We start from the raw sequence: 20,721 nt of genomic DNA on the forward strand, positions 1-20,721 counted from the left end.
CACCCGCATGACCGACCAGACCCCCGCAGGCACGTCCGAAACCGAGCCCGTGATGCGCATCGAGCCCGTCGGGCTCGAAACGGAGATGCAGCGCTCGTACCTCGACTACGCGATGTCCGTCATCGTCTCGCGCGCGCTGCCCGACGTCCGCGACGGCCTCAAGCCCGTGCACCGCCGGGTGCTGTACGCGATGTACGACGGCGGCTACCGGCCCGAGAAGGGCTTCTACAAGTGCGCCCGCGTCGTCGGCGACGTCATGGGCAACTACCACCCGCACGGCGACTCCTCGATCTACGACGCGCTGGTCCGCCTCGCGCAGCCGTGGTCGATGCGGATGCCGCTGGTGGACTCCAACGGCAACTTCGGCTCCCCGGGCAACGACCCCGCCGCCGCCATGCGCTACACCGAGTGCAAGATGGCGCCGCTGTCGATGGAGATGGTCCGCGACATCGACGAGGACACCGTCGACTTCACGGACAACTACGACGGCCGCTCCCAGGAGCCGACCGTCCTGCCCGCCCGCTTCCCCAACCTGCTGATCAACGGCTCGGCGGGCATCGCGGTCGGCATGGCGACCAACATCCCGCCGCACAACCTGCGCGAGGTCGCGTCGGGCGCCCAGTGGTACCTGGAGCACCCCGAGGCCGGCCACGAGGAGCTGCTGGACGCGCTGATCGAGCGCATCAAGGGCCCCGACTTCCCGACCGGCGCCCTGGTGGTGGGCCGCAAGGGCATCGAGGAGGCGTACCGCACCGGCCGCGGCTCCATCACGATGCGCGCGGTCGTCGAGGTCGAGGAGATCCAGAACCGCCAGTGCCTGGTGGTCACGGAGCTGCCCTACCAGGTCAACCCCGACAACCTCGCCCAGAAGATCGCCGACCTGGTGAAGGACGGCAGGATCGGCGGCATCGCGGACGTCCGCGACGAGACCAGCTCCCGCACCGGCCAGCGCCTGGTCATCGTGCTGAAGCGGGACGCGGTCGCCAAGGTCGTCCTCAACAACCTCTACAAGCACACCGACCTCCAGACCAACTTCGGCGCCAACATGCTGGCCCTGGTCGACGGGGTGCCCCGCACCCTCTCGCTGGACGCGTTCATCCGCCACTGGGTGAACCACCAGATCGAGGTCATCGTCCGCCGCACCAAGTTCCGGCTGCGCAAGGCCGAGGAGCGCGCGCACATCCTGCGCGGTCTGCTGAAGGCCCTGGACGCCATCGACGAGGTCATCGCCCTGATCCGGCGCAGCGACACCGTCGACGTGGCGCGCGCGGGCCTGATGGGGCTGCTGGCGATCGACGAGATCCAGGCGAACGCCATCCTGGAGATGCAGCTGCGGCGGCTCGCCGCCCTGGAGCGCCAGAAGATCATCCAGGAGCACGACGAGCTCCAGGCGAAGATCACCGAGTACAACGCGATCCTCGCCTCGCCGGTCCGCCAGCGCGGCATCATCAGCGAGGAACTCGCCGCGATCGTCGAGAAGTTCGGCGAGGACCGCCGCACCCAGCTGGTGCCCTTCGACGGGGACATGTCCATCGAGGACCTGATCGCCGAAGAGGACATCGTCGTCACGATCACGCGCGGCGGCTACGTCAAGCGCACCAAGACCGACGACTACCGCTCCCAGAAGCGCGGCGGCAAGGGCGTGCGCGGCACGAAGCTCAAGGAAGACGACATCGTCGACCACTTCTTCGTGTCCACCACCCACCACTGGCTGCTCTTCTTCACCAACAAGGGCCGCGTCTACCGCGCCAAGGCGTACGAGCTGCCCGACGTCGGACGGGACGCGCGCGGCCAGCACGTCGCCAACCTGCTGGCCTTCCAGCCGGACGAGGCCATCGCGGAGATCCTCGCCATCCGCGACTACGAGGCGGCGCCCTACCTGGTCCTCGCGACCAAGGCGGGCCTGGTCAAGAAGACCCCGCTCAAGGACTACGACTCGCCCCGCTCCGGCGGCGTCATCGCCATCAACCTGCGCGACACCGACGGCACGGACGGCACGGCCGACGAGCTGATCGGCGCCGAACTGGTCTCCGCCGAGGACGATCTGCTGCTCATCAGCAAGAAGGCGCAGTCGATCCGGTTCACCGCGACGGACGAGGCGCTGCGCCCGATGGGCCGGGCCACGTCCGGTGTGAAGGGCATGAGTTTCCGCGAGGGCGACCAACTCCTCTCGATGAATGTCGTCCGGCCCGGTACGTTCGTCTTCACCGCCACCGACGGCGGGTACGCCAAGCGCACCCCCGTCGACGAGTACCGCGTCCAGGGGCGCGGCGGCCTCGGCATCAAGGCCGCCAAGATCGTGGAGGACCGCGGTTCGCTGGTCGGCGCGCTGGTGGTCGAGGAGACCGACGAGATCCTCGCCATCACGCTCGGCGGCGGTGTGATTCGTACGCGAGTCAACGAGGTCAGGGAGACGGGCCGTGACACCATGGGCGTTCAACTGATCAACCTGGGCAAGCGCGACGCCGTCGTCGGCATCGCGCGCAACGCCGAGGCCGGCCGTGAGGCCGAGGAGGTCGACGGTGAGGACGCCGAGGACGGCGTGAGTACCGACGCGACCGCCGACGCCACGGGGACCACCGGCGCCGACCAGGGCACGGACGAGGGCACGGTGCCCGCGGCCGAGTAGCGCGAGGAGTGAGACACGTGAGCGGAGCCACGGGCGCCGGGGCCGCGGGCCCGGGGGGACCGGCGGGAGCCCAGGGCCGCGAGGCCCGGGCCGCCGGACCCACCGGTGCGCGCGCCACCTCGAAGAACGGCGCCCGGGGCTCCGCCGCGGGGTCTGACGCCTCCGATGAATCCCATGTCTCCCAGGGGGGAACAGTGACGGACACCCGAGGTCCGCGGACCCAGCAGCACGACGGGTACGAGGGGGCCCCGGACGGTCGGCCCGGCGCGTCCGGGGGCGCCCAGGACGGTACGGACGGCCCGCTGCCGGGCGAACGCGCCCAGCGGCCCGCCCAGCCCTACCACCCGCCCCAGGCGTACCAGACGGCCCCCGCGGGGGCTTCCGGCGCCACCTCGGGGGCGGGCGTCCGGGTGCCGCGCACGGGGGCGCGCACCTCCCCGCGCACCCGCAAGGCCCGGCTGCGGGTCGCCAAGGCCGATCCGTGGTCGGTGATGAAGGTCAGCTTCCTGCTCTCCATCGCCCTCGGGATCTGCACGATCATCGCCGCGGCGGTGCTGTGGATGGTCATGGACGCGATGGGCGTCTTCTCGACGGTCGGCGGCACCATCTCGGAGGCCACCGGCTCCAACGAGTCCAACGGCTTCGACCTGCAGTCCTTCCTGTCGCTGCCCCGGGTGCTGATGTTCACCGGCATCATCGCCGTCATCGACGTGGTCCTCGCCACCGCGCTGGCCACCCTCGGCGCCTTCATCTACAACCTGTCCGCCGGTTTCGTCGGCGGGGTGGAGCTGACGCTCGCCGAGGACGAGTAGTCCCGGGCCGTCCGGCCGGTGCCGGGGCCCCTCAGGGGGCCCGGTCACCGATTTTGGGACTGAGCGCGTCGTGCGCTAATCTTCAGAGGTCAGCGCACAGCGCGGCGGGGCTATAGCTCAGTTGGTTAGAGCGCATCCCTGATAAGGATGAGGCCACAGGTTCAAATCCTGTTAGCCCCACATGACGAAGACCCTCGACCGGTTCCGGTCGGGGGTCTTTTCGTTGTGCCCGCCCGTGGCCAGGGACGGCTCGGGGCGGCTGGGTGGCCGGGCTGCCGGGGTGGCCGGGGTGCGCTCGGTGACCGGTGGGCCTTCGGCCGCGCGTGGTGGGGAGGCGGGGGGTGCCGGGCGGGCGTGTGCCGGGCGGCCGGTGGCCGGGCGCGCGGGGCATCGCGGGGCGCGGGGAAAGCGTCCGGGCCGGGTGCGGGCATGCCGACGGCGCGTTCCCGTCGGGGAACGCGTGGGAGCGCCCGGGGAGGCGGTGCCGCGCTTCGGCCGGGACGCGAGGGCGCGTCGCCTGGCGGCGGGGCACGGGCCGGGACCGGGTGCGCGGCTGGCGCCGCGGGCCGCTGCCGGTGAGGGCGGTGCGGAGGGCTTCGCCTGAGGGCTCGCTCGGGTGAAGGGCTTCGTGCTGCGGGCTCGTACGGAAGGGCTCTCGTACGGAAGGAGTCGTGCGGAGGGGCTCGTACGGAGGAGTCGTGCGGAAGGACTCGTACGGAGGGGCTGGGGACGGTGGTCCGGGAGTCATGGGCCCGGGGCCGTTCCCGTGGTGCTTCGCGGTGCTGCGGTGGTCCTGTCCGGGGTGGGCGTCCGGGGCTCGTCGGGGAGTCGGTCGCCGACCTGGTCGGTCAGGGCGTCAGACGGTCAGGGCCGTTCGTTCGACCGCTGGCGGAGGAGTACTGGGAAGTGTCGTCGTGCGGTTCCGGTCGTCCGTCGTCTTCGTGGTGACGGACCGGATGAAGCCGTGCTCTCGTCCTTGTCGGGGACGAACTCTCACCGAGTGGGCCGGTCCAGGGCGCCGGGTGTGGTGCCGGGCCCCGGGGCGTTCTGCCCTGGTGGTGCCACCTGGCCTGGTGACGGGGTGCGGGGTCCGTGGCGCGGTGCTCTCCGGGGCGTCGCCGGACCGGGCCGGGTGGTGCGGGAGGGACTTCGCGCGTCGGGCCCGTGGTCGTCCGGGCCGTAGGGGGCCGTCGGAGGGGGCCACCGGAGACGACGGGGGCGTGGGTCGGTGCGCGCGTACTGGGTACGCGGGCGTGCCGTTCAGCGGGAGGCCGGAACGTAGCCCGCGGGGATGGCGAGCGCCGCGTCCGCGACGGAGAGCGGGGCGAGCGAGGCGAAGGGGGCGACGGCGCTCAGTTCGCTGTGCGCGGGGAGGTGGTCGAGGTGACCGTCGTGGTGCGGTGGACGGGGCGCGGGGAGCGGCGCGGGGTCACCGTGTCCGTTGCCCCGCACGTTCGACGGGGCGACGACGGGGGACTGTTCGGACTCCGGGGCGCTGCCGGGAGCGGTGGCCGGGGCTTCGGCCGGGGAGTGCGGGCGTGCCGGTGGGGAGTCCGGTCGTTCCTGGGCGGCCAAGGCGGCGTTCACCGTGTCGGCGAGGACCGCGTCGAAGTCCTGGGGCGTCGCGCAGGCCCGGCAACTGGGTGTCGACCCGTGTGCCTCGGCGCCGATGCGCTGTTTCATCGTGGGTGGCAGCGACCGGGCGTACCGCGCGGGCGCGGCGGCCGGGACCCGGGCCTCCCGGACGGCGGGCGCGCTGTTGCGGGGTGCCTCGCTCCGGGGTACGGGAGCGGCGGCGGCGGGGGACGCGAACCCCAGGGCGGCGAGCATCGCGATGATCGCGGTGACGAGCGCCGTCCACAGCGTCATGACCTTGTTCCTGGCCATGATTCCCTCACTTTCAGGTTGGGCGATTTGCGTACTTTCCTCATCATGTGTATGGAGAGCCGCGAAGGAAGGACCGGTGGGAGTGGCGCGGTGATCTTCAGATGAACACCACACGGATGGGGGTATCCGCCCGGAAGGATCAGCGGATGCGGTGAACGCCACCCCGTGGTAGCGGCGACCGGAGTGCCCCCGGGCCCGCTCCTTCCCGCTCGATCCCGGTCGTTCCCCGGTCGTTCGCGGGCCGTTTCGGGCGGTCTCCGGAGCGGTGGTTGAGCCCCTGCCGGTAGGTCACTGATCGATATCGGCCGGTGTGTATAGTCGGGCGCCAGAGGTCCCCTACGTCAAGGAAAGACGAGGTCGCGCGGTGAAGAAGCTTCTCCTGGTCGCACTGGCCGCCATCGGCGGGCTCCTCGTGTACCGCCAGATCCAGGCGGATCGCGCCGAGCAGGATCTGTGGACGGAGGCGACCGACTCCGTGCCCACGGGTTCGTGATCAACGACTCCCTTCACTCCGAAGGCCCCGGCCGCCCGAACGGCCGGGGCCTTCGTGCGTTCCGGACGGCGCCGGAACGATCCGGGGCTGAACGGTCCGGAGGCTGAACGGTCCGGGGCGGGGCGCGCGGGGGCGGCGCGCTCCGCCCCGGTCGCACGACGGGGTACGACCAGGCACGACCGGGTACGACCGGCGACGACGGGGGTGGCCACCGGGCCGCCGACCCGGCCGTCGTGACGGCGACGACTAGGGCGAACGAGGGGTGGGCGCGTGAGGGCGCGGCTGGCGGGTCGGTGGTTCAGAGGAGTGAGGGGGACGCTGGCGGCCGGGGCCGCGCTGTGCGTGGTGTCCACGGGAGCGGTGTCCACAACGGCGCTGTCACTGGCGGTGGCGCCGACGGCCCTGGCGGCGGAGGGGCGGCCCGAGCCGTACGCCTTCGTGGCGGGCGCCCCCGAGGTCGAGGGCGCCCGGGGCACCGCCGGGGCCCCACGGCTGGTGCCCGGCAAGACGTACCGGAGCGTGCTGCCCCATGAGGGCAAGCTCTACTACCGGATGGAACTGGGCACGTCGGAGAGCGCCTACGTCTCGGCGACGGCCGTGCCGGAGACCGGTGCGGAGCTCTCCTTCAAGGACGGGTACTCGCTCGCCGTCCAGGACGCCAACGGCGTCAGCTGCCTCTCCGACCGGGCCCGGTTCGGCGCGTCCGAGAGCCCCCGTCCCCTCACGGCGTGGGCGGCCCGCCGGACCGGGGGGCGCACCTTCGGCTGCCGGGCGGCCGGCCCGTACTACGTGGTGATCGAGCGGGAGGGCGACACGGCGTCGTCCCGGGAGCCCTGGGACCTCGAACTGCGCTTCTCGCTGGAGCCCCCGGTCCGGGGAGCCGTCCCCAGCACCGCCCCGACGACCTGGGACTCGGCCTCGCCCACCCCGGTGACCGGGACCCCCCGCACGCGTGAGGGCGGCCACGGCTTCGGTACCGCGACCCGCCTCGACCAGGGCGTCTGGCAGGACCGGCTCCGCGCCGGGGAGACCCGTTACTACTGGGTGCCCGTCGACTGGGGGCAGCAGCTCTCCGCGCGGGTGGAACTGGACTCGGTCACCGACGGAGCGGCCGCTCCGGACGGTCCCAACGCGCCCGGCGGCGGGCGCGGACTGGGCCGCTACGTGCCCGCGGGGCTGGTGGCCTCGCTGTTCAACCCGGCGCGCGGCCCCGTCGAGCAGGTCCAGAGCACCTATGACGGCAAGCAGAAGGCGGTCTCCTTCGGACCGCTGCCACCGGTCCGGTACGAGAACCGGTTCGCCGTGTCCGACGAGGTCAACGGGATGCGGTTCGGCGGACGGTACTACCTGGCGGTGCACCTCAGCGAGGCGGTCGCCGAGCAGTTCGGGGACGGACCCATCGGGGTGCGGCTCAAGGTGGGCGTCAAGGGGGAGGCCGGGCCCCCGCCCGCGTACGACGGACGGCCCCTGCCCGCGGTCGAGTTCGGCGCCGCCGCCCTGGAGGGGGAGCCCGGACCGGATCGGGACGCCGCCGGTGGCGGGGCCGCCTTCGCCCGGGGGCCGGTGATGAAGAAGGTCGCCGCCGGGGCGTTCGCGACGGGGACGGCCCTGGTGCTCTTCCTGGTGCTGTGGACGGTGGTGGCGCGGCGCCGGGCCGCCCGGGCACGCCGGAGGGGGAACGCGGAGCCCGTCCCGGCCGGGGTGCCCGCCCTCCCGGGGCCGGTCGGTCCTCCGGAGTCCGGGGGGACGGCGGGAACCGACACCGGGGCGGGGTTCCGTCCGGGCCCGGGCGGCTGGTAGCCGGGCCGGGCCCCTCGGGGGAACCCGGGCCGGTTCCTCAGATCCGGGTCAGGGCCCAGGCGCCCACCGCGAAACAGAGCAGGGCGAGCAGCAGGACCGGGACCGTCACCTTCGGGGGCGGTCCCGGTCGGCGTCTGCGGTGTCCGGAGCCCGTGGCCGTCCGGTTCTCCCCGGCGACCAGGGCGCCGGGGGCGCCCGGGGCGGTGCGCTGCGGGGAGTCCTGGTGGCGGAAGGAGCCCGTCCGTCCGTCGGCGGTGTCCGCCTCCGCGAACTCCAGGGCGACGGGGGCGTCGGGGCCGCCCGTCGGGAAGGGGACCGGGAACGGCCCGGACGGTTCGGACTCCAGCTCCGGGGCGGGCCGGGAGTACGGGGGGTAACCGGTGGCGTGGGGGTACGCGGGTCCGGCCGGGGAGACGGGGAACGGGTGGCGGTCCTGGCCCTGGGGCGCCGGGGCGGGCGGGAGCGCCGGGTACGGGGCGTAGGTGGGCGGGGGCGTGGCGGTCGGATACTCCCCGGACCCGGGGGAACCGGGCGGGCGCGGGGGCACGGACGGACGGGGGTCCGTCGCCCAGGGCCGGGCCGGAGGGAGCGGGGGCGGAGCCGCGGGCGGGGTGGGGGTCGGGGGCCGGGCGGCGTTTCCCGGGAAGGGGTCGGTGGCGGACGGCGGGCCGGGTGGCTCCTGTGGCGCTCCGGGCGGCGGGGGGAGATGGAAGCTGCCGGTCTCCGACATCAGGGGCGCGGGGGCGGCCGACGGGGGGTGCGGGGGAGGTGTGGAGAGGTCGGGCGGGGGAACGGCGGCGGGAGTCCCGGGGGTGGACGGGCCGTGGGGGGCGGGGCCCGGACCCGGTCCCGCCGGAGGGGCGACGGGCAGGGGGGCGGGGGTCGAAGGGGGTGTGCCGTCCGGGGCGAGGGGCGGCCGGACCGTGCCGGAGGCGTCGGGGGCTCCCTTCGCCCGGACCGCGGGGCCGTCGGGGCCGAACCCCGGCGGCAGGGGGCCGATCTGGTCGAAGACCTCGACCAGTTCGTCGTCCGGACTGGGCTCCGGCAGCATCTCGGCGGCGGAGAGCAGGGCCTTGCGGGCCCCGGTCGCGGTACGGAAACGGGCCTCCGGATCGGGCTGGAGCAGTCCCGCGATGACCTGCCACAGGGCTTCGTCCACATCGCGCGGCGCCGAGGGGGTGCCGTGTGCGGCGAAGTGCTCGATCAGCGCCTTGGCGTCCGGCTTGGCGCCTTGGAGGAGGTAGAGCGCGACGAGCCCGACGGCGAACAGGTCGGCGGGGAAGTCCGGTTCGGCGCCCAGCATCTGCTCGGGGGCGAAGTAGCCGGGCGTTCCCACCACGTAGTCGGTCTCGGTGAGCCGGGGCTCGCCCTTGCGCATGGAGATGCCGAAGTCGGAGAGACGGAGATGGGGGCGCCCGGCGCCGGTCACCTCCAGCAGGAGGTTCGCCGGTTTGATGTCCCGGTGGACGACGCCCTCGGCGTGGACGGCGGCCAGCCCGGCCAGCAGCTGGTCGAGGAGGGTGCAGACCAGCCGGGGCGGCAACGGCCCGTAGTCGCCGATCAGATGGGCCAGGGAGCCACCGGCGACGACGTCCATGGTGAACAGGACCTTGTCGTCGTCGGCGGCCCAGCTGGCGGGCGCGAGCACATGCGGATGATCGATGCGGAGGGCCTGCTCGCGGACGAAGCGCAGCAGGGTGTGCGCGTCGCTCTGCTGCAGGACCTTGGCGGCCACGTACCGGCGGCGCCGGTGGTCCCAGGCACGCCAGACCGCCCCGGCTCCTCCGCGTCCGATCGGATCGACCAGTTCGTACCGGCCGGCGAAGACCTCGCCCATCGTCGTACGTCGCTCCCCGTGGTGCCTCCGGCTGGGCCTGGGCTCAGCTCTGGTGTGCCTGGTAGTGGGCGACCGCGTCGGCGGTGCGTCCGGCCCCGTACACCCGGAGGAACTCCGCCAGTTCGGGGTGGGTGGTGGTCAGGGAGTCCGCCGCGTCGATGATGTCGCCCGCCGCGGCCACCGAACGCAGCAGGGACTGGATCTCACGGACGACCCGCTTGACGGTGGGCGCGCCCGAACTGTTCGTGGTCTGAGCGGTGTTGCTCAGGACCGATCCCCCCTGGGACTTCTTGATCTCGTCCATCCGCTCCGTGGCCTCGGCGGCGCTGACGCTGCCGTCCGCGACCTGGGCGGCGAGATCCTGGAGCTGCTGGACGCGCTGGACGACAGCGGGGTTGCCGATCTTGGCGCGCTGGCCGCTCATCAACTGGGACAGCATCGGCGCCGAGAGCCCGAGGACCCCCGCGAGACGGGCCTGGTTCAGCCCGAGGTCCTCGATCAGCCTGCGGAAGAGCGCCCCCAACGGCTCCCCGTACCAGTTCCGCTGAAGTTCCCTCGCTCTTGCGGTGGCTTCCTGCTGTGCGGCGTCCATTGCGTCTCCCCATCGCTTCCCCAAGTGCCGCGGTTCGCTGTAGCGAAGCGCGTGCGAGCATCCTACGGAGAGTGGTCGTTCACGGGGACCCCAATCCTTTTGCGGAATTCCGGGGGTGACCCGGTACCCTGTTCCACGACACGGACCGGCTCCACCAGCCCGTCCGTATCGGCTCGGGGCCTTAGCTCAGTTGGTAGAGCGCTGTCTTTGCATGGCAGATGTCAGGGGTTCGACTCCCCTAGGCTCCACACCTCAGCACCCCCCTGACCGGATCCTTCCGGGCAGGGGGGTGCTTCGTGTGGGTTGCTGTGGACTCCGCGTGAGCGTTTCACGTGAAACACCCGGGCGGCGACGTTTCACGTGAAACATCGCCGGTGCTGTCATGGGAACGCCCCACGGGGTTCCACCGGTCGGCGAGCGGTGGTCCGTGGGGCGTCATCCGAGGTGAAGGGGTCCGGCGGCGGTTCCGGGGTGCGGTACCGGAGGTGGGATCACTCCCGTTCCGGGAGGTCCGACGCGGCGTCGTTCTGGGCCTGCTTGGCCTCGACCTCGGGGTCCAGCGCGGCGGGGGAACCGTCCACCGCGTTCAGGGACGTCAGGGATTCGGGGACCTCGGTCGCCGCGGGCGGCTCCACCAGCCAGTCCGGGTTGGCCTGCCGGTCCCACCACTTCCAGAGGGCGAAGGCGGCGCCCGCCGTGAGCCCCAGCAGAAGGAGACCCTTGCCGACGCGTCCGGCGCGGGCCCGGCGCTCCTGCTTGTGGAGCAGATCGCGCACTTCCTCGGCGGAGATCTGCCCGCGCAGCGCGGCGAGGGCGGCGACGCCCCGGGAAGCGGCCTCGTCACGGACCGGTCCCGCGGCGGCGACGGCCTGCTCGATCCGGGGACGGGAGTACTCCGCCGCCTGGCGCGCGGCGAGGCGGGTGCGCGCGGCGGCCTCATGGGCGGCGTGGTCGATCTTCGGCGGTACATGGGTCCGGGCCTGTTCGATCCGGGGCGCCAGATGGGTTCCGTACTGGATGCGGGCCTGCTCGGCCGCTTGATGAGCCGCGGAGGAGACCTTGGGCGCCAGTCGCACCCGGGCCTCCTGCGCGTAGTACACGGCCCGGTCCTTGGCCGTATCGGCGTAGGGCGCCACCACTTCCGCGGCGTGCAGCACGCTGTCCTTCGCCGAACCGGTCGCGGCGCGCACGCTGTCGATGCGGGTCACGAGAACCTCCTCCTCGGTGGCGTACGTCAATGTCCGGGGGCGGCCCCGGCAGGGTCACCGTTCACCTTTCCACCCTTTTGAGGATCATGCCTGCCGTCCCGCGCCCCGGCATGTGAGGAAGGGCATCCGGGTCACGGAGACGGACCAGGCATCCTCCGGGCGGGCGAGGGGCAGGAAGGGGGGAAGATCGCTCCGATCCCCTCGGCGGGCGCCGCGCGCCCGGCTCGTGCGAGGATCGGGGAGTCACAGAAGACAACGGAAGGCAGATCGTGGCTGAGCAGCTCTACGCCACCCTGAAGACCAACCAAGGCGACATCGTGGTGCGGCTCCTGCCCAACCACGCGCCCGAGACGGTCAAGAACTTCGTCGAGCTTGCCGAGGGCAAGCGCGAGTGGGTTCACCCCGAGACCGGCAAGCGGTCCAGCGACCGGCTGTACGACGGCACGGTCTTCCACCGGGTCATCCCCGGTTTCATGATCCAGGGCGGCGACCCGCTGGGCAACGGAACGGGTGGCCCCGGCTACCAGTTCAAGGACGAGTTCCACCCGGACCTCCAGTTCAACCGTCCGTACCTCCTGGCCATGGCCAACGCGGGTCCGGGCACCAACGGCTCGCAGTTCTTCATCACGGTCGAGGCGACCGCCTGGCTGAACCGCAAGCACACCATCTTCGGTGAGGTCGAGGGCGAGGCCAGCAAGAAGGTCGTGGACGCCATCGCGGGCACCCAGACCAACCCGCGCACCGACCGTCCGGTGCAGGAGATGGTCATCGAGTCGGTCGTCGTCGAGACGCGCTGACCTCCACCACCGTTACCTCCGTCCCGTCCACGGGACGAAGTAGGTGGCCCGGGAACAAACCGCCCCGCCCGTCCGTCATGGAGGGCGGGGCGGTGTGTTGACCGGGCCGTCCCCGGGAACCGGGACCCACGGGGCCGTGCGATCCGCGTACGCCTTCGGACGAATCGGATTGAGGGGAACCCCCATGGACCAGGCGCCAGGCGGACCACACGGAACGCGGGGCCCGCGGGACGCCCAGAGCCCGCCCACGTGCTACCGGCACCCCGACCGGGAGACCGGCATCAGCTGTACACGCTGTGAGCGGCCGATATGTCCGGAGTGCATGATCAGCGCCTCCGTCGGGTTCCAGTGCCCCTCCTGTGTCCGCGACGGCTCCGGCACCGGTCACGCGCCCATGGCCCAGCACCCCCGTACCCTCACCGGGGCCCCGGTGGCCCGTGACCCCCGACTGGTCACGAAGATCCTCATCGCGATCAACCTCCTCGTCTTCATCGCCATCCAGACGAACGAGCGGCTGGTCACCGATCTGTTCCTGATCGGGGCCTGGCCCTCGCCCCAGTTCGCGATGGAGGGCCTGGCCGACGGGCAGTGGTACCGGCTGGTGACGTCGATGTTCGCGCACCAGGAGGTGTGGCACATCGCCTTCAACATGCTCAGCCTGTGGTGGCTGGGCGGCCCGCTGGAGGAGGCGTTCGGACGGACGCGCTACCTCGCCCTGTACTTCATCTCGGGGCTGGCGGGCGGCGCGCTCACCTATGTGCTGGTCGACCCGGTCTCCGCCTCGCTGGGCGCCTCGGGCGCGATCTACGGACTGTTCGGCGCCACGGCGGTGCTGGTGAAGCGTCTCAACTACGACATGCGCCCGGTGATCGCCCTGCTGGTGATCAACATGATCTTCACCTTCAGCATGTCCGGGATCGCCTGGCAGGCCCATGTCGGCGGTCTGATCGCCGGACTGGCCATCGCCTACGGCATGGTGCACGCCCCCCGGGAGCGGCGCGCCCTGGTCCAGTGGGGGACCTGTGCGGCGGTCCTGCTGGTCACGGTGGTGGTCATCGTGGCGCGGACGGCGACACTCGCCTGAGGCCCCGACGAACGACCGGCCCCGATGGTTGTCCACAGCGAGTGGCGGATCTTGCGCGGGCTGTGGGGAACGTCTGTGCCCCTTGTGCCTGAGCTGGGTTTCCCCAGCCAGGACAAGGGGCGAACGTGTTTTCGGATCCCGGTAGGCCAGTCACATCAGCGTCAACGCGTGATGGGTTATCCACAGATCTTCTGACCTTTTCCCCACTGTGGAAAAGGTCTGTGGATAACTTGGCCGGGACGGTGGGCGGCCCACCGGGGAAGCGACCCCGGAGCCGCTGCCCACGACCCGGTCGAAGGCAGCCCGAAGGGCCCCGTGGACCGTGAGGGAAGGGTCCGGCCGGGGCTGAGGGGTGGAGCTAGGAGGTCACTTCCACTGGGTGGAGACGCCGAAGCCCGCAGCGATGAAGCCGAAGCCGACGACGATGTTCCAGTTGTCCAGGGCGTCGATCGGCAGCTTGCCGTCCGTCACATAGAAGACGACGATCCAGGCGAGGCCGATGAAGAACATCGCCAGCATCACCGGGGCGACCCAGCTGCGGTTGGTCAGCTTGATCGCGGTCGACTGCTTCGCCGAGGGCGGCGTGTAATCGGCCTTCTTGCGGATACGTGACTTCGGCACGAGGGGCTCTCCTGTCGATGCGCTGCGTGGCCGCGCGGGGACGTTGGCGGGCTCCGGGGCAGCCTACAAGCGAACCGCCGGGGGGAAAATGATCGCTCCCCTGGCGTCCGTTAGCGTAGTGCTTCCTCGGCGCGGTAAGGAGCAAGGGTACGTTGAGCAATTCTGCCGACTCCCCCGGTGTGAACACCACCCCCGCCCGCAGGAAGCGTCCGCGTCCGGTGCGCGTACTGACCGCGGGGGTCTTCGCACTGGCCGGACTCCTCTTCGTGACCAGCTTTAACACCGCCAAGGGCACCAACATCCGCACCGACGCCTCCCTGCTCAGGCTCTCGGACCTGATCAAGGAACGCAGCCACCGCAACGGAGAGCTGGAAGAGGCCAACGGGCTGCTGCGCGATGACGTGGACGCCCTCGCCAAGGACGGCCACGGCAGCGCCACCCGGGCCGAGAAGGCGCGGCTGAAGGCCCTGGAGAACCAGGCGGGCACCCGGGAACTGCGCGGTGAGGCGATCACCGTCACCCTGAACGACGCTCCCCCGGACGCCGGGCCCAAGCTGCCCGGGTACCCGGAGCCCCAGCCCGATGACCTGGTCATCCACCAGCAGGACCTCCAGGCCGTGGTCAACGCCCTCTGGCAGGGCGGGGCCGAGGGCATCCGCGTCATGGACCAGCGGCTGATCTCCACCAGCGCGGTCCGCTGCGTCGGCAACACCCTGATCCTCCAGGGCCGGGTGTACTCGCCCCCGTACAAGATCACCGCGGTCGGGGACCCCTCCAAGCTGAAGAAGTCGCTCACCGCCTCCCCCGCGATCCAGAACTACATGCTGTACGTGAACGCCTACGGCCTGGGGTGGAAGGTCGACGACGAGGGCGGGGTGACGCTCCCCGGCTACGAGGGAACCGTGGACCTCCACCAGGCACGGCCCGCGCCCCGGCCCTGACCACGGGCGATTCCCCGTTCGCCCGTCCCGCCGGACCGCTGCTCCCGGCCGGACGTGATCTACGTCCCACCCCGTCGTTTCACGTGGAACATTCCCTGCGGAGTCCGGCCGGTCGAACAGGGCAAGCCGGTCGCTTTGCGGCGCCGCGCGGGCCCCGGTCCGGCCGTCCGTCCTGCTCGACGGGGGGATTGCACGCCAACCCCCTCTCTCCCGGGCCCCGTCCCCGTACTCTGGTTGGCGCACAGCAACACCAACGGCGAGTAGGGACGGCATGTACGGCTGGATCTGGCGGCATCTGCCGGGCAACGCGTGGGTGAAGGCGATCCTGTCGCTCATCCTCGCGCTGGCGGTCGTCTACGTGCTGTTCCAGTACGTGTTCCCGTGGGCCGAACCCCTGCTCCCCTTCAACGACGTGACCGTCGACGAGGGAAGGGCCCCCACCCCGTGAGCGCGCGCATTCTGGTTGTCGACAACTACGACAGCTTCGTCTTCAACCTGGTCCAGTACCTCTACCAGCTCGGTGCCGAGTGCGAGGTGCTCCGCAACGACGAGGTCTCCACCTCCCACGCCCAGGACGGCTTCGACGGCGTCCTGCTGTCGCCCGGTCCCGGCGCCCCCGAGCAGGCCGGGGTCTGCATCGACATGGTCCGCCACTGCGCGGCGACCGGGGTCCCCGTCTTCGGGGTCTGCCTCGGGATGCAGTCGATGGCCGTGGCCTACGGCGGGGTCGTGGACCGCGCCCCCGAGCTGCTGCACGGCAAGACCTCGCTGGTGGAGCACACCGGACGCGGGGTCTTCGCGGGGCTGCCCTCCCCGTTCACCGCGACCCGCTACCACTCGCTGGCGGCGGAGCCCACGACCGTCCCGGACGAGCTGGAGGTCACGGCCCGCACCCACGACGGGATCATCATGGGCCTGCGCCACCGGGAACTCCCGGTCGAGGGCGTGCAGTTCCATCCCGAGTCGGTGCTCACCGAGCACGGCCACCGGATGCTGGCCAACTGGCTGGCCGAATGCGGGTACGGCGACGCCGTGGCCAGATCGGCGGGGCTCGCCCCGGTGGTGGGCAGGGCCTCCGCGTGACAGCGGTACGGCCCGAGCGGGACTCGGGACCGTTGGACCCGGCGGACCACGGGCCCTCGTACGGTGACGCGTTCCCGTACGGAGACACCGCGTACGGGCAGCCCGGGTACGGACAGGACCCGTCGTACGACCGGTCCGGGTACGCGCAGACCGGGTACCCGCAGGCCGGATACGAACCACCCGGATACGAACAGGCCGGGTACGGGCAGGCCGGCTATCAGCAACCCGGGTACGGGCAGCCGGGGTACGAGACGTCCTCCCCGGGCACGCCGGGTTCGTACGAGGCGGCCGTGCGGGGGCTCGCCGACCCGCTCTACGACCCCCTGCCCGACCCGTCCGCCCCGTACGGCGGGGCGCCCGCCCACCACGGCGGTACCGAGGCCCCCGGGTTCCCCGGCGAGTGGTACGACCCGCAGGGCTACGCCCGCGACTGGCACGGAACGCCCACCGGAACGCGTCCGCCGACGGGCCACCCCGCCCAGGCCCCCCTCCCGCAGGGCCAGTACCCCCCCGGCGGCTACCCCGCCGGGCAGTACCCCGTGGGACACCCCCACGCCCCCCAGCCCCACGTTCCGCAGCCCCACGCCCCCCAGCCGTACCCCGGCCCCGGCCCCGGCCAGGCCCCCGCGGCGTACGTCGGTCACCAGCCGACCGCGCCCGCCGGTCCCGCCCCGGGCGGGTTCCACCGGCCCCCCGACGGGCCCGCCCAGCCGTTCCACCCCGGGGCCCCCGTCCCCGGACCGGGCTTCACGGCCCCCGGAGCCGGTCAGGGCGGCACAGCGGGCGGCGCCCCGACGGGAACGCCACCCCACGGTTCCACGGTCCTCACCGGGCCGTCTGGGGCCCCCGGCCCCCGGGACGACCGGGACCGGCGGCAGCGGACCGACGACGGCGACGCCTACGAGCGGTACGCGTCCGGCCCGGAGCGCCCGAGCCGACCGGAGCGGCCGGAGCGGACAGACCGGGCGGACTCCCCCGGGGCCCCCGACCCCGTCGCCGACCACGCGGCCGCCGACGACGGCGACGACGGGTATGACGACTACGACGACTACGACGACGAGGCGGACGGACTCCCGCTCTCCCGGGCCGAGGCGCGCCGGGAGGCGCGGTCCAGGAAGCCCACGGTCGGGGTCGTCGTCAGCCGGGGGCTGGGCGAGCTGTTCATCACCGTCGGCACCCTCATGCTGCTGTTCGTCACCTACCAGCTGTGGTGGACCAACGTCCGGGCCCAGGCGCAGGCCCAGGGGGAGGCCGACCAGATCCAGGAGGACTGGGCCAAGGGCAAGCGGGCGCCCGGGTCCTTCGAGCCGGGCCAGGGCTTCGCCCTGATGCACATCCCCACCCTCGACGTGGTGGTGCCCGTCGCCGAGGGCACCGACGACGCGAAGGTGCTCGACCGGGGCATGGTCGGCCACTACGCCGAGGGCCGGCTGAAGACGGCGATGCCGCAGGCCAAGACGGGCAACTTCGGGGTCGCCGGGCACCGCAACACGCACGGCGAGCCGTTCCGCTACATCAACCGCCTCAAGCCGGGCGACCCGATCGTGGTCGAGACGCAGGACACGTACTTCGTCTACAAGATGACCAGCTCCCTGGCGCAGACCCCGCCGAGCAACGTGGCCGTCCTCGAACCCATCCCGCGCGGATCGGGGTTCACCGCCCCGGGCCGCTACCTCACCCTGACGACCTGCACTCCCGAGTTCACCAGCACGTACCGGCTGATCGTGTGGGGCAAGATGGCCGAGGAGCGGCCGCGCTCCAAGGGGAAGCCGGACGCGCTCCTCGGCTGAGGCACGAGGCACGGGGCGCGCGGAGGCACGGAACAGACGGGGCACGGTGCAGTGGGAGCGACGACAGAAGCGGACGGGCGCGCCGAGGGGGACGCGGAGCAGTCGCCGGGCGGGCCCGGGACCGCTCCCGCGCGGGGCCGCGGCCGGGTCGCCGCCGCGGTCAGCGTCTTCGGCGAACTCCTCATCACGGCCGGGCTGGTGCTCGGCCTCTTCGTCGTGTACTCGCTGTGGTGGACCAACGTCGTCGCCGACCGGGAGGCCGACCGCCAGGGCGACCGGGTCCGGGACACCTGGGCCGACGAGGGCCCGCGCGGCCCCGGGGCGCTGGACACCAAGGACGGCATCGGGTTCCTGCACGTCCCGACGATGAACGGCCGCGAGGAGATACTGATCAAGAAGGGCACCGCGACCGGTCTGCTCAACGACGGGGTCGCCGGGTACTACACCAAGCCCGTGAAGTCGGCCCTCCCCCAGGACCGGAAGGGAAACTTCTCGCTGGCGGCGCACCGGGACGGGCACGGGGCGAAGTTCCACCGCATCGACAAGGTGGAGAAGGGCGACCCGATCGTCTTCGAGTCCAAGGACACCTGGTACGTCTACGAGGTGTACGCGGTGCTGCCACAGACCTCGAAGTACAACGTCGAGGTCCTCGACCCGGTGCCCCGCGAGTCCGGGGCGAAGAAGGCCGGACGCTACATCACGCTCACCACCTGCACCCCCAAGTACACCTCCACCTACCGGTACGTGGTGTGGGGGAAGATGGTCCGCACCGAGAAGGTGGACGCCGAGCGCACGCCGCCCGCCGAACTGCGCTGAGGCTCCCCCCCCCCGGATGTGACGAGGGCCCGGACGCCGGACATGGCGAGGCCCCGGTCCCGGACGTGACGAGGCCCCGTGTACCGCCCATGACGAGGGCCCCGGCCCCCCGCGCCGTACGCGGGGAACCGGGGCCCTCACCGGCTGTCGGGGCGCTCAGCGCCCGCCGAAGGTCCCGCCGAAGAAGCCGATCTCGTCGTTGTCGCCTTCCTCGCCGTCACCGCCCCCGCCCGGGGTGCCGTTCCCGCCGTTCCCGTTGCCGTTCGCGTTGCCGGCCGTGGTCTGCACCGAGATCTGGGTCCCGGACGGGACCTCGGTCCCCGGCATGGGGTTGGCGGCCACGACGATCGCGGCGTCGTCCTGCGAGCCGCCGACCTGGCCGAGCTTCAGATCGGCGTCCGCCAGCTTCTGCTTCACCTCGCCGAGCGTCAGCCCCACCAGCTGCGGAACCTGGACGTTCTGCGGCTCCTCCTCTTCCTCTTCTTCCTCCGGAGGCGCCTTGGCGATCTGGAGGTTGACGGTGGAGCCGGGGGAGACGGGCGTTCCCGCCGCGGGCGACTGGCCGAAGACCTGTCCGGGGTCGGCCTCCGAGGACTCGACCTCGGTGCAGGTGCCGACCAGGTCGCTGTCCTGGAGCTGGCGCTTCGCCGTGTCACAGGTCTGACCGGACACATCGGGGACGGCCGTCCGCTCCTTGGCCCTGGCCACGGTCAGGGTGACGGACTCGCCCTTCTCGACCTCGGTGCCGGAGACGGGGTCCTGGTCGAGCACCTCGCCGACCGGCGCGTCGGACTGCTTGTACTTCGTGTCCACGTCGAACCCGTACTTGTCGTCCTCCAGCTTGCTGGTGGCCGAGTCCACGTCGTCGCCGATCACGTTCGGCACGGCGACCTTCGGGGCGCCCGTCGAGACGGTCAGGTTGATGACCGTCTTCGGCTCCACCTCGGTGTCCGGGGCCGGGTCCTGCTTGCAGACCGTGCCCTTGGGCTGGTCCTCGCAGGGCTTGCTGTCCAGGCTGAGCTGGAGGTTGGCGTTCTCCGCCCGGCCCTCGGCCTCCGCCTTGGTCAGCCCGACGAAGGTCGGGACCTTGACGGGGTCGTTGCCGGGGTCGCCGCTGAAGACCCACTTGCCGAGCAGGATCGCGCCGACCAGCACTATGACGCCCGCCACGGCCAGCATCACCGTGGAGGCGCTGTTCTTCTTCTGCCGCCGGCGGTCCGGGCGGTCGTCGTAGCCGTAGCCGTCGTCGGCGGGGACCGGCGGCATCATCGTGGTCGCCGGGGCGCCGTCCTGGGGGCGCAGCGCCGTCGTCGGCTGCTCGTCGTAGCCGCCGCCCGGGTAGCCGCCGTACCCCACGGCGCCCAGGGCCGCGGTCGCCGCGACCGGCTGGCCGTCCAGGCACGCCTCGATGTCGGCGCGCATCTCGTCGGCCGACTGGTAGCGGTAGTCGGGGTCCTTGACCAGCGCCTTCAGGACGATCGCGTCCATCTCGGGCGTGATCTCCGGATCGAAGACGCTCGGCGGCTGGGCCTCCTCGCGCACGTGCTGGTACGCCACCGCCACCGGGGAGTCCCCGATGAACGGCGGACGCACGGTCAGCAGCTCGTACAGCAGACAGCCGGTGGAGTACAGGTCGGAGCGGGCGTCGACGGTCTCGCCCTTGGCCTGTTCCGGGGAGAGGTACTGGGCGGTGCCGATGACGGCGGACGTCTGCGTCATCGTCATTCCGGCGTCACCCATCGCACGGGCGATGCCGAAGTCCATCACCTTGACCTGCCCGGTGCGCGTCAGCATGACGTTCGCGGGCTTGATGTCACGGTGGACGATGTTGTTGCGGTGCGAGTACTCCAGGGCCTGGAGGATGCCGATCGTCATCTCCATGGACCGCTCGGGCAGCAGCTTGCGGCCCGAGTGGAGCAGTTCCCGCAGGGTGGAACCGTCGACGTACTCCATCACGATGTACGGGATGGAGATGTTGTCGATGTAGTCCTCGCCGGTGTCGTAGACCGCGACGATCGCCGGATGGTTGAGCGAGGCGGCCGACTGGGCCTCACGGCGGAACCGGGCCTGGAACGACGGATCGCGGGCCAGGTCGGCCCGCAGCGTCTTCACGGCGACGGTGCGGCCGAGCCGGGTGTCGTGCGCGAGGTGCACCTCGGCCATGCCACCGCGGCCGAGCACCTGGCCCAGCTCGTACCGGCCGCCGAGGCGACGCGGCTCTTCCATAGCTTTCCAGCCCTCTCCGTCGGTCCCGACCGTACCGTCGTCGTACGGTCCGGCGGTGTGCTGTCCGAGGCTTACCGTACCCGGCTCGTCCCGCCTGCCCCGGCC

The 20,721-nt window shown here is 72.0% G+C and carries 17 protein-coding genes and 2 tRNA genes; 13 read left to right on the top strand and 6 right to left on the bottom strand.

What is annotated here, in order from left to right:
- Positions 1-7: 7 nt before the first annotated feature.
- The 3 genes from gyrA (at position 8) to ACVWNX_RS17125 (ending at position 3,621) form a co-directional block, all read left to right on the top strand.
- On the top strand, positions 8-2,629 hold the full coding sequence (gene gyrA / locus ACVWNX_RS17115) for a DNA gyrase subunit A (RefSeq protein ID WP_454407946.1): 2,622 nt from the start codon (positions 8-10) through the stop codon (positions 2,627-2,629).
- A 17-nt stretch (positions 2,630-2,646) separates the two neighbouring features.
- Positions 2,647-3,441 carry a DUF3566 domain-containing protein gene (locus tag ACVWNX_RS17120; RefSeq protein WP_454407947.1) on the top strand — a complete coding sequence of 265 codons (795 nt, stop codon included), beginning with the start codon at positions 2,647-2,649 and terminating at the stop codon, positions 3,439-3,441.
- 106 nt (positions 3,442-3,547) lie between these two features.
- Positions 3,548-3,621 (top strand) — tRNA-Ile (locus tag ACVWNX_RS17125).
- Positions 3,622-4,701: 1,080 nt separating this feature from the next.
- Here ACVWNX_RS17125 and ACVWNX_RS17130 read toward each other — a convergent pair.
- Positions 4,702-5,328 (bottom strand): DUF6344 domain-containing protein, encoded by a 627-nt coding sequence (locus ACVWNX_RS17130; protein ID WP_454407949.1) that lies wholly within the window; start codon positions 5,326-5,328, stop codon positions 4,702-4,704.
- Positions 5,329-5,692: 364 nt separating this feature from the next.
- Here ACVWNX_RS17130 and ACVWNX_RS17135 point away from each other — a divergent pair, with 364 nt between their 5' ends.
- Positions 5,693-5,821 carry a DLW-39 family protein gene (locus ACVWNX_RS17135; RefSeq protein ID WP_003999697.1) on the top strand — a complete coding sequence of 43 codons (129 nt, stop codon included), beginning with the start codon at positions 5,693-5,695 and terminating at the stop codon, positions 5,819-5,821.
- A gap of 306 nt (positions 5,822-6,127) precedes the next feature.
- Positions 6,128-7,621 carry a hypothetical protein gene (locus ACVWNX_RS17140; protein WP_454407951.1) on the top strand — a complete coding sequence of 498 codons (1,494 nt, stop codon included), beginning with the start codon at positions 6,128-6,130 and terminating at the stop codon, positions 7,619-7,621.
- 37 nt (positions 7,622-7,658) lie between these two features.
- On the opposite strand, the gene ACVWNX_RS17145 is transcribed toward ACVWNX_RS17140, so the two are convergent.
- Complete coding sequence (locus ACVWNX_RS17145; protein ID WP_454407953.1) at positions 7,659-9,458, bottom strand: serine/threonine-protein kinase; 1,800 nt, start codon at positions 9,456-9,458, stop codon at positions 7,659-7,661.
- Between the two features lie 43 nt (positions 9,459-9,501).
- Positions 9,502-10,050 carry a helix-turn-helix domain-containing protein gene (locus ACVWNX_RS17150; protein ID WP_454407954.1) on the bottom strand — a complete coding sequence of 183 codons (549 nt, stop codon included), beginning with the start codon at positions 10,048-10,050 and terminating at the stop codon, positions 9,502-9,504.
- Positions 10,051-10,225: 175 nt separating this feature from the next.
- Here ACVWNX_RS17150 and ACVWNX_RS17155 point away from each other — a divergent pair.
- Positions 10,226-10,298 (top strand) — tRNA-Ala (locus ACVWNX_RS17155).
- Positions 10,299-10,541: 243 nt separating this feature from the next.
- On the opposite strand, the gene ACVWNX_RS17160 is transcribed toward ACVWNX_RS17155, so the two are convergent.
- On the bottom strand, positions 10,542-11,258 hold the full coding sequence (locus ACVWNX_RS17160; RefSeq protein ID WP_454407956.1) for a DUF5324 family protein: 717 nt from the start codon (positions 11,256-11,258) through the stop codon (positions 10,542-10,544).
- 269 nt (positions 11,259-11,527) lie between these two features.
- On the opposite strand from ACVWNX_RS17160, the gene ACVWNX_RS17165 reads away from it, so the two are divergent.
- Entirely contained in the window at positions 11,528-12,055 is a 528-nt protein-coding gene (locus tag ACVWNX_RS17165; protein ID WP_454407958.1) for a peptidylprolyl isomerase, read from the top strand.
- Between the two features lie 184 nt (positions 12,056-12,239).
- Positions 12,240-13,139, top strand: a complete 900-nt coding sequence (locus tag ACVWNX_RS17170) for a rhomboid family intramembrane serine protease (RefSeq protein WP_454407960.1) — start codon at positions 12,240-12,242, stop codon at positions 13,137-13,139.
- 366 nt (positions 13,140-13,505) lie between these two features.
- Here the strand turns inward: ACVWNX_RS17170 and crgA are convergent, their stop codons facing one another.
- Entirely contained in the window at positions 13,506-13,760 is a 255-nt protein-coding gene (gene crgA / locus ACVWNX_RS17175) for a cell division protein CrgA (RefSeq protein WP_454407962.1), read from the bottom strand.
- 152 nt (positions 13,761-13,912) lie between these two features.
- Between crgA and ACVWNX_RS17180 the strand changes: the two genes are divergently transcribed.
- From ACVWNX_RS17180 to ACVWNX_RS17200, 5 genes are all read left to right on the top strand, one after another.
- Positions 13,913-14,701 carry a DUF881 domain-containing protein gene (locus tag ACVWNX_RS17180; protein WP_454407963.1) on the top strand — a complete coding sequence of 263 codons (789 nt, stop codon included), beginning with the start codon at positions 13,913-13,915 and terminating at the stop codon, positions 14,699-14,701.
- 271 nt (positions 14,702-14,972) lie between these two features.
- Complete coding sequence (locus ACVWNX_RS17185; RefSeq protein WP_454407965.1) at positions 14,973-15,149, top strand: hypothetical protein; 177 nt, start codon at positions 14,973-14,975, stop codon at positions 15,147-15,149.
- On the top strand, positions 15,146-15,784 hold the full coding sequence (locus ACVWNX_RS17190) for an aminodeoxychorismate/anthranilate synthase component II (RefSeq protein WP_454407967.1): 639 nt from the start codon (positions 15,146-15,148) through the stop codon (positions 15,782-15,784). The genes ACVWNX_RS17185 and ACVWNX_RS17190 overlap by 4 nt, the downstream gene beginning before the upstream one ends.
- Positions 15,781-17,574 carry a class E sortase gene (locus ACVWNX_RS17195; RefSeq protein ID WP_454407969.1) on the top strand — a complete coding sequence of 598 codons (1,794 nt, stop codon included), beginning with the start codon at positions 15,781-15,783 and terminating at the stop codon, positions 17,572-17,574. The genes ACVWNX_RS17190 and ACVWNX_RS17195 overlap by 4 nt, the downstream gene beginning before the upstream one ends.
- Positions 17,575-17,625: 51 nt before the next feature.
- Positions 17,626-18,390 carry a class E sortase gene (locus tag ACVWNX_RS17200; protein ID WP_454407970.1) on the top strand — a complete coding sequence of 255 codons (765 nt, stop codon included), beginning with the start codon at positions 17,626-17,628 and terminating at the stop codon, positions 18,388-18,390.
- A gap of 156 nt (positions 18,391-18,546) precedes the next feature.
- Here ACVWNX_RS17200 and pknB read toward each other — a convergent pair whose 3' ends face one another.
- Positions 18,547-20,616 (bottom strand): Stk1 family PASTA domain-containing Ser/Thr kinase, encoded by a 2,070-nt coding sequence (pknB, locus tag ACVWNX_RS17205; protein WP_454407972.1) that lies wholly within the window; start codon positions 20,614-20,616, stop codon positions 18,547-18,549.
- Positions 20,617-20,721 lie beyond the last annotated feature (105 nt).

Source organism: Streptomyces sp. JNUCC 64, from assembly GCF_054484115.1.